Source organism: Duganella sp. GW821-FHT01E12, assembly GCF_059422325.1.
The window spans coordinates 169,084-175,984 of record NZ_JBWKWR010000012.1 but is presented as its reverse complement, the minus strand read 5'-3'; the positions used below and the strand labels follow the sequence as shown (position 1 = coordinate 175,984).

Below are 6,901 nucleotides of genomic sequence, written 5' to 3'. Positions count from 1 at the left end.
CTGAGTCCTGTGCAATACAGAACTCAGCCCTTGGCTGCTTAGCAAACTATACCGTCCAACTATTTGGGGTCAGTTCACGAAGGCGGCTTTGAGCGTCACTGCAACGGTGTTCAGCCGTTGTTGACCACCAGGCGCGGCTCGCCGCCGGCGTGGCGTTGCTTGATCGAGGCGGTGATGCCGGCGGCGTCCAGTCCCACGCTGGCGAGCAGCTTGGCCGGGTCGCCGTGGTCGATGAATTTGTCCGGCAGGCCAAGCATCTGCAAAGGCTTGACGATGCCTTCGGCGGCCAGCGCTTCTGCCACGGCGGCGCCCGCGCCGCCCATGATGCAACCCTCTTCCACCGTCACCAGGTAATCGTGGCTGGCGGCCAGTTGCTTGACCAGTTCCACGTCCAGCGGTTTGACGAAGCGCATGTTGGCGACCGTGGCGTCCAGGGCCTCGCCCGCGGCCATCGCCGGCGCCACCATCGAGCCGAAGGCCAAAATGGCAATTTTCTGGCCCTGGCGCTTGATCTCGCCCTTGCCGATTTCAATCGTCGTCAGTTCCGGCTTGATCGCCACGCCGGCGCCGGCGCCGCGCGGATAGCGGATCGCCGCCGGCCCTTTGTACTGGTAGCCGGTGGTGAGCATCTGGCGGCACTCGTTTTCGTCCGAGGCGGCCATGACCACCATGTTCGGGATGCAGCGCAGGTAGGCCATGTCGTAGTTGCCGGCGTGGGTGGCGCCGTCGGCGCCCACCAGGCCCGCGCGGTCCAGTGCGAACGTCACGTCCAGGTTTTGCAGCGCCACGTCGTGGATCAACTGGTCGTAACCGCGCTGCAGGAAGGTGGAGTAGATCGCCACCACCGGCTTGAGGCCTTCGCAGGCCAGGCCGGCGCCGAAGGTTACGGCGTGCTGCTCGGCGATGCCGACGTCGAAGTAGCGGTCAGGGAACTGCTGTTCGAAGCGCACCATGCCCGAGCCTTCGCGCATGGCCGGCGTGATGCCGACCAGCTTCTTGTCGGCGGCGGCCATGTCGCACAGCCAGGTGCCGAACACCTCGGTGTAGCTCATCTTGCCCGGCGCGGCGGCCGGCTTGATGCCTTCGGCCGGGTTGAACTTGCCGGGGCCGTGGTACAGCACCGGGTCGGCCTCGGCCAGCTTGTAGCCCTGGCCCTTCTTGGTGACCACGTGCAGGAACTGCGGACCTTTCAGGTGCTTGATGTTCTGCAGCGTCGGCACCAGCGATTCGAGATCGTGGCCGTCGATCGGGCCGATGTAGTTGAAGCCGAACTCCTCGAACATGGTGGCGGGCACCACCATGCCCTTGGCGTGTTCCTCCAGCCGCTTGGCCAGCTCCAGCACGGGGCCGGGCAGCACGGACTTGCCGACGTTCTTGGCGGCGGCGTAGAACTGGCCCGACATCAAACGCGCCAGGTAGCGGTTCAGCGCGCCCACCGGCGGCGAGATCGACATGTCGTTGTCGTTCAGGATCACCAGCAGGTTCAGGTCTTCCTGCACGCCGGCGTTGTTGAGCGCCTCGAAGGCCATGCCGGCAGTCATCGAGCCGTCGCCGATGACGGCGATGGCGTGGCGCTGCTCGCCCTTGATCTTGGCCGCCTGCGCCATGCCCAGCGCGGCCGAGATCGAGGTCGACGAGTGCGCCGTGCCGAAGGTGTCGTATTCGCTTTCGTCGCGCTTGGGGAAGCCGGAGATGCCGTTCAGCTGGCGCAGCGTGTTCATGCGATCGCGGCGGCCGGTGAGGATTTTGTGCGAGTAGGTCTGGTGGCCCACGTCCCAGACGATGCGGTCGTGCGGCGTGTTGAACACGTAGTGCAGCGCCACGGTCAGCTCGACCGTGCCGAGGTTGGACGACAGGTGGCCGCCGGTCTTCGAGACCGAATCGAGCAGGTAGCTGCGCAGTTCATGCGCGAGCGGCGTCAGCTGGGTGCGCGACAGCTTGCGCACGTCCGCCGGGGAATCTATGTTTTCGAGCAATTTCATTTATGCCTTCCGCTGCACGATCAAATCCGCGAGTTCGCGTAACCGCAGAGCTTTTTCTCCAAACGGCGCGAGCGCTGCGTGCGCGTCGAGCCGCAATGTTTCCGCCAGCGCGCGCGATGGCTCCAGACCCAGGATGGACACATAGGTCGGCTTGTTGTCGGCGGCGTCCTTGCCGGCGGTCTTGCCCAGCGTGGCCGAATCGGCCGTGGCGTCGAGCACGTCGTCCACCACCTGGAAGGCCAGGCCGATGGCGCGCGCGTAGGTGTTGAGCGCTTGCAGCTCGGCCGCGTCGAGCTCCTTGCCGGCCAGCGCGCCCAGCACCACGGCGGCGCGCAGCAGCGCGCCGGTTTTGAGCTGGTGCATCTGCTCCAGCTGGGCCAAAGTCAGGCTCAGGCCCACGCTGTCGAGATCGATCGCCTGGCCACCGCACATGCCGGCCGAGCCGGACGCGTGCGCCAGCAGGCGCAGCATCGCCACCTGGCGCGCGGGCGGGATGCTGTCCGCCTCGGACAACACCAGGAAGGCCTGCGATTGCAGCGCGTCGCCCACCAGCAGCGCGGTCGCCTCGTCGTAGGCCACGTGCACCGTCGGCTTGCCGCGGCGCAGTTCGTCGTCGTCCATGCACGGCATGTCGTCGTGCACCAGCGAATAGGCGTGGATCATTTCCACGGCGGCCGCGGCGCGGCTCAGGATGGCCGGGTCGGCGCCGAACAGCGCGCCGGCCGCGTACACCAGCAGCGGACGCACGCGCTTGCCGCCACCGAGCAGCGCGTAACGCATCGCCGCGTGCAGCTTGGCCGGCACCGTCGTGGCGGAAGGCAGAAAACCGGATAAATCGTTTTCCGATGCCGCCTGCACGGTCTTCATCCAGTCGTCAAAGGCGCCGTTCATAGTTCGGCCTCGCCAGCTTCCGCGAACGGCTTGAGCATGTCGCCTTCCAGCACCTTGACCTGGGACTCCACTTTCTCCAGCTGGACGGCGCAGAATTTCACCAGCTCCGAGCCGCGCGCGTAGGCGGCCACCGAGGCTTCCAGCGGCAGTTGGCCTGCCTCCATTTGTGCAACCAGCTGCGCCAGTTCCGCCATCGCTTCTTCGAACGAGGCGGGGGCGGTGGTCGCGTCGGCAGTTAATTTCTTAGACATAGTCACTCAGGTAAAAACACGTGCCAGCGCAGTGTAGCCCGTTATTTTAGAACAAACCACCTTATCCGGTGGAACTATAGCGGCACTGCCGACGGCGGAAACTATGGATTTTATCGCAATCGTCACCATATCCCGCACAATCATGTAATTTTCACCATGTTTTGCGCGAAAAACGAGCACATCCGGTCGTCTGACCGGGGCGAAACACGGTATAATCGCCGGTTCTGTCCGAAATACCATTTTCAACAACTTTGAATTCAGGTCTTTACGGATTCTGTCTCTCTTTGGTTTGATGTACATATTAAGGGGGGTTGGGATGTCCGATCTGGCTACCCACGCCAAGCTGGCGCGTTCAAACGCGCAACTTCCGGTTGACGTCTATTTTGACGAAGCGCTACTGCAGCGTGAAATGCAGCAATTATTCCAGGCCGGCCCGCGCTACATCGGGCACGAGCTGATGGTGCCGAACGTCGGCGACTTCGCCACCCTTGTCTCCGAAGACGAGGGGCGTATGCTGGTGCGCAACGCCAACGGGCTGGAGGTGCTGTCCAACGTCTGCCGCCACCGCCAGGCGCTGATGTTCAACGGCCGCGGCAACGCCAACAACATCGTCTGTCCGCTGCACCGCTGGACCTACGACCTCAAGGGCGAGTTGATCGGTGCGCCGCACTTCCCGGAGACGCCCTGCCTGAACCTGCCCAAGACCCGGCTGCAAAGCTGGAACGGCCTGCTGTTCGAGCAGAACGGCTACGACGTCATGGACAAGCTCAAGGAGCTGTCGGTGACCAAGGACCTGGATTTCTCCGGCTATATGTTCGACCACGTCGAAGTGCACAACTGCGACTACAACTGGAAGACTTTCATCGAAGTCTACCTGGAGGACTATCACGTCGAGCCCTTCCATCCGGGCCTGGGCGGCTTCGTCAGCTGCGACGACCTGCGCTGGGAATTCGGCCGCGACTACAGCGTGCAGACCGTGGGCGTGAACAAGGGCTTGCAGAAGTCCGGCTCCGAGATCTACAAGCGCTGGCAGGAGCAGGTGCTCAAGTTCCGTGGCGGCGAACCGCCGCCGTACGGCGCGATCTGGCTGACGCTGTATCCGAACATCATGGTCGAATGGTATCCGCACGTGCTGATCGTCTCGACCCTGTGGCCGGACGGCCCGCAGCGCACCAAGAACGTGGTGGAGTTCTACTACCCCGAGGAGATCGTGCTGTTCGAGCGCGAGTTCATCGAGGCCGAGCGCGCCGCCTACATGGAAACCTGCGTCGAGGACGACGAGATCGGCCAGCGCATGGACGCCGGCCGCAAGGCGCTGATGAAGCGCGGCACCACCGATGCCGGTCCTTACCAGTCGCCGATGGAAGACGGCATGCAGCACTTCCACGAGTGGTACCGGGCCAATATCGATCTCTAGGAAACCGATGCAGTCACTTTGGATGTTGTTCGCCAGTTTCATGTTCGCCGCGATGGGGGTGTGCGTGAAGCTGGCCTCGGAGCAGTTCTCCACATCCGAAATCGTCATGTATCGCGGCGTGGTCGGCGTGGCCGTGCTGTTCACCATCATCAAATTTCAAGGCGGCAAATTCACCACCAGCATGCCCGGCGCCCACCTGTGGCGCGGGCTGGTCGGCGTGGTGTCGCTGTGGCTGTGGTTCTACGCCATCGCCCGCCTGCCGCTGGCCACCGCCATGACCCTCAACTACATGGCGCCGATCTGGATCGCCGTGTGGCTGTTCGCGCTGGGCTGGTGGCACGCCAAGAACCAGGTCAGGTGGCCGCTGCTGGCGGCGGTCGGCATGAGCTTTGTCGGCGTCACGCTGCTGCTGCAGCCGGCCTTCCACTCCAATCAACTGACGCCGGCGCTGATCGCGCTCAGCTCCAGCGTGCTGTCGGCCATGGCCTACCTGCAGGTGCGCAAGCTGGGCCTGGCCGGCGAGCCCGAGAACCGGGTGGTGTTCTATTTTTCGATCATGAACCTGGTGGCGGGCATCGCCGGCAACTACGCGCTGGCCGGCAGCGAGGGCGCCGTGTGGCATCCGGTCAACAGCGTGCATGGCGGTTTGCTGTTGCTGGGCATCGGCATCTGCGCCACCAGCGCGCAGATCGCCATGACGCGCGCCTATCGCCTGGGGCAGACGCTGGTGGTGGCCAATCTGCAGTACACCGGCATCGTGTTTTCCAGCGTGTGGGGCGTGCTGGTGTTCGGCGATGTGTTCAGCTGGCACAGCTGGGCGGGCATCGTCGTGATCCTGGTGTCCGGCGTGGCCACAACGTTTTACAATACGCGTAACACCGAGCGCGGTAAGGCGATTGCCATTACCGATCCCATAGCCAGCGAAGTCTAAGGAAACCCGGAATATGCACACCACTCTGATCAACGCCACCGACCTTTCCCAGCATTTGACCGACGACCATTGGGTGATACTCGATTGCCGCCACGACCTGATGAATCCGGACGCGGGCCGCGACGGCTTTGCCATCGGCCATATCCAGAACGCGCAATTCGCCAACATCGATACGGATTTGTCGGGCGCCAAGGTGGGCGCGGACGGCAAGTTCCGCGGCCGCCATCCGCTGCCGGAGCGCGCGGCGCTGATCGAGACCTTGCGCGGCTGGGGCATCAACGACGATACGCAGGTGGTGGCGTATGACGCGCACGGCGGCATGTTCGCGGCGCGCCTGTGGTGGCTGCTGCGCTGGGTGGGACATCCGGCGGTGGCGGTGCTGGACGGCGGCCTGGCCGCCTGGCAGGCGCAGGGCTTGCCGATGGTGACGCCGGTCGCCGCGCGCGCACGCGGCGTGATCGCCGAGCGGGCGTCGCTGGTGCCGACGGTGTCGGTGGAGGACGTGGTGGCCAATCTGGCCACGCAGGCGCGCACCGTGGTCGACGCGCGCGCGGCCGACCGCTATCGCGGCGAGAACGAGACCATCGATCCGGTGGGCGGCCATATTCCAGGCGCGAAGAACCGCTTCTTCAAGGACAACCTGAGCGCCGACGGCCGCTTCAAGGGCGCCGCGCAGTTGAGGGAGGAATGGGCGCCGCTGTTCGCCAGCGCGCCGCAGGCGATCATGCAATGCGGCTCGGGCGTGACGGCCTGCCACAACCTGCTGGCACTGGAAGTGGCCGGCCTGTCCGGCGCCGCGCTCTACCCCGGCTCCTGGAGCGAATGGTGCGCCGACCCGGCCCGGCCGGTGGCGACTGGCGCCGCCTAGATTTTTCGCACTCGCGCCTGCCGCACCCAGCGTGTAATCGTGATTTCGCCGTCAACAACGGTGTATTCGATCGTATGCCCGGTTTTGGCAATTGGAAATCGCCGGGTATTGCGGCGCTGTGTCGGCGTGCCTATCCCCGGCTGTATTGCGATGGCATCCAACGCGGCCGAAACTCGTTGCTGAATCAGAATACTGGTACCTGGATCTTGCGCGCCGATGCGATGCAGCGAGTTATTCAGCGAGGTTCGCGCGCGCGAATTCCAGCGCACCGGTAGCTTAGCCGGCGTTCCGCTTCCGCTTGGCATAACTCTCCACTATGCGTCTTGCTTCCGCCATGACTTCGTCATTTGGAATGGTACGGCCGGCGGCAATATCTTCTTCAGCCTCAAGATCGGCCCGCACCCCGTCCTCCACATCCTCAAACCCGTAGAGCCATACATCAGGCCAGAGATGTTCCGGAGTCACGTCTGCAAGACTGGCCAGCCGTTCCAGGCGCGCGCGGTCGGCGGGGGATAATGCCGCTAACGCTTCAGCCTGCTTTTTTTGTCTGGCCTTCATCAT

8 protein-coding genes are annotated in these 6,901 nt (G+C 64.1%); 3 read left to right on the top strand and 5 right to left on the bottom strand.

The genetic code is table 11. From position 1 onward, the window contains the following. Positions 1-110: 110 nt before the first annotated feature. The 3 genes from dxs to AC07WS_RS26125 are packed head-to-tail and all read right to left on the bottom strand — an operon-like array spanning position 111 to position 3,124. Complete coding sequence (gene dxs / locus AC07WS_RS26135) at positions 111-1,982, bottom strand: 1-deoxy-D-xylulose-5-phosphate synthase (RefSeq protein ID WP_494731871.1); 1,872 nt, start codon at positions 1,980-1,982, stop codon at positions 111-113. Beyond that, positions 1,983-2,873 carry a polyprenyl synthetase family protein gene (locus AC07WS_RS26130; RefSeq protein ID WP_494731870.1) on the bottom strand — a complete coding sequence of 297 codons (891 nt, stop codon included), beginning with the start codon at positions 2,871-2,873 and terminating at the stop codon, positions 1,983-1,985. It lies immediately after the preceding gene. Continuing rightward, the gene (locus tag AC07WS_RS26125) at positions 2,870-3,124 is read right to left on the bottom strand and encodes an exodeoxyribonuclease VII small subunit (protein WP_117012936.1); all 255 of its coding nucleotides are present in this window, start codon (positions 3,122-3,124) and stop codon (positions 2,870-2,872) included. The genes AC07WS_RS26130 and AC07WS_RS26125 overlap by 4 nt, the downstream gene beginning before the upstream one ends. Before the next feature lie 316 nt (positions 3,125-3,440). On the opposite strand from AC07WS_RS26125, the gene AC07WS_RS26120 reads away from it, so the two are divergent. The 3 genes from AC07WS_RS26120 to AC07WS_RS26110 are packed head-to-tail and all read left to right on the top strand — an operon-like array spanning position 3,441 to position 6,340. Continuing rightward, a complete protein-coding gene (locus tag AC07WS_RS26120; protein ID WP_494731869.1) occupies positions 3,441-4,541 on the top strand; it encodes an aromatic ring-hydroxylating oxygenase subunit alpha in 1,101 nt (366 codons plus the stop codon). Positions 4,542-4,548: 7 nt separating this feature from the next. After that, positions 4,549-5,472, top strand: a complete 924-nt coding sequence (locus tag AC07WS_RS26115) for a DMT family transporter (protein WP_494731868.1) — start codon at positions 4,549-4,551, stop codon at positions 5,470-5,472. A gap of 13 nt (positions 5,473-5,485) precedes the next feature. Beyond that, positions 5,486-6,340, top strand: coding sequence for a sulfurtransferase (locus AC07WS_RS26110; protein WP_494731867.1), 855 nt, complete (start codon positions 5,486-5,488; stop codon positions 6,338-6,340). Here AC07WS_RS26110 and AC07WS_RS26105 read toward each other — a convergent pair. Both AC07WS_RS26105 and AC07WS_RS26100 read right to left on the bottom strand, forming a co-directional pair. Beyond that, positions 6,337-6,645, bottom strand: coding sequence for a type II toxin-antitoxin system RelE/ParE family toxin (locus AC07WS_RS26105; protein ID WP_161097451.1), 309 nt, complete (start codon positions 6,643-6,645; stop codon positions 6,337-6,339). The two genes, AC07WS_RS26110 and AC07WS_RS26105, sit on opposite strands and share 4 nt — an antisense overlap. Continuing rightward, positions 6,617-6,901, bottom strand: coding sequence for a hypothetical protein (locus AC07WS_RS26100; RefSeq protein ID WP_494731866.1), 285 nt, complete (start codon positions 6,899-6,901; stop codon positions 6,617-6,619). Before AC07WS_RS26100 ends, AC07WS_RS26105 begins: the two co-directional genes overlap by 29 nt.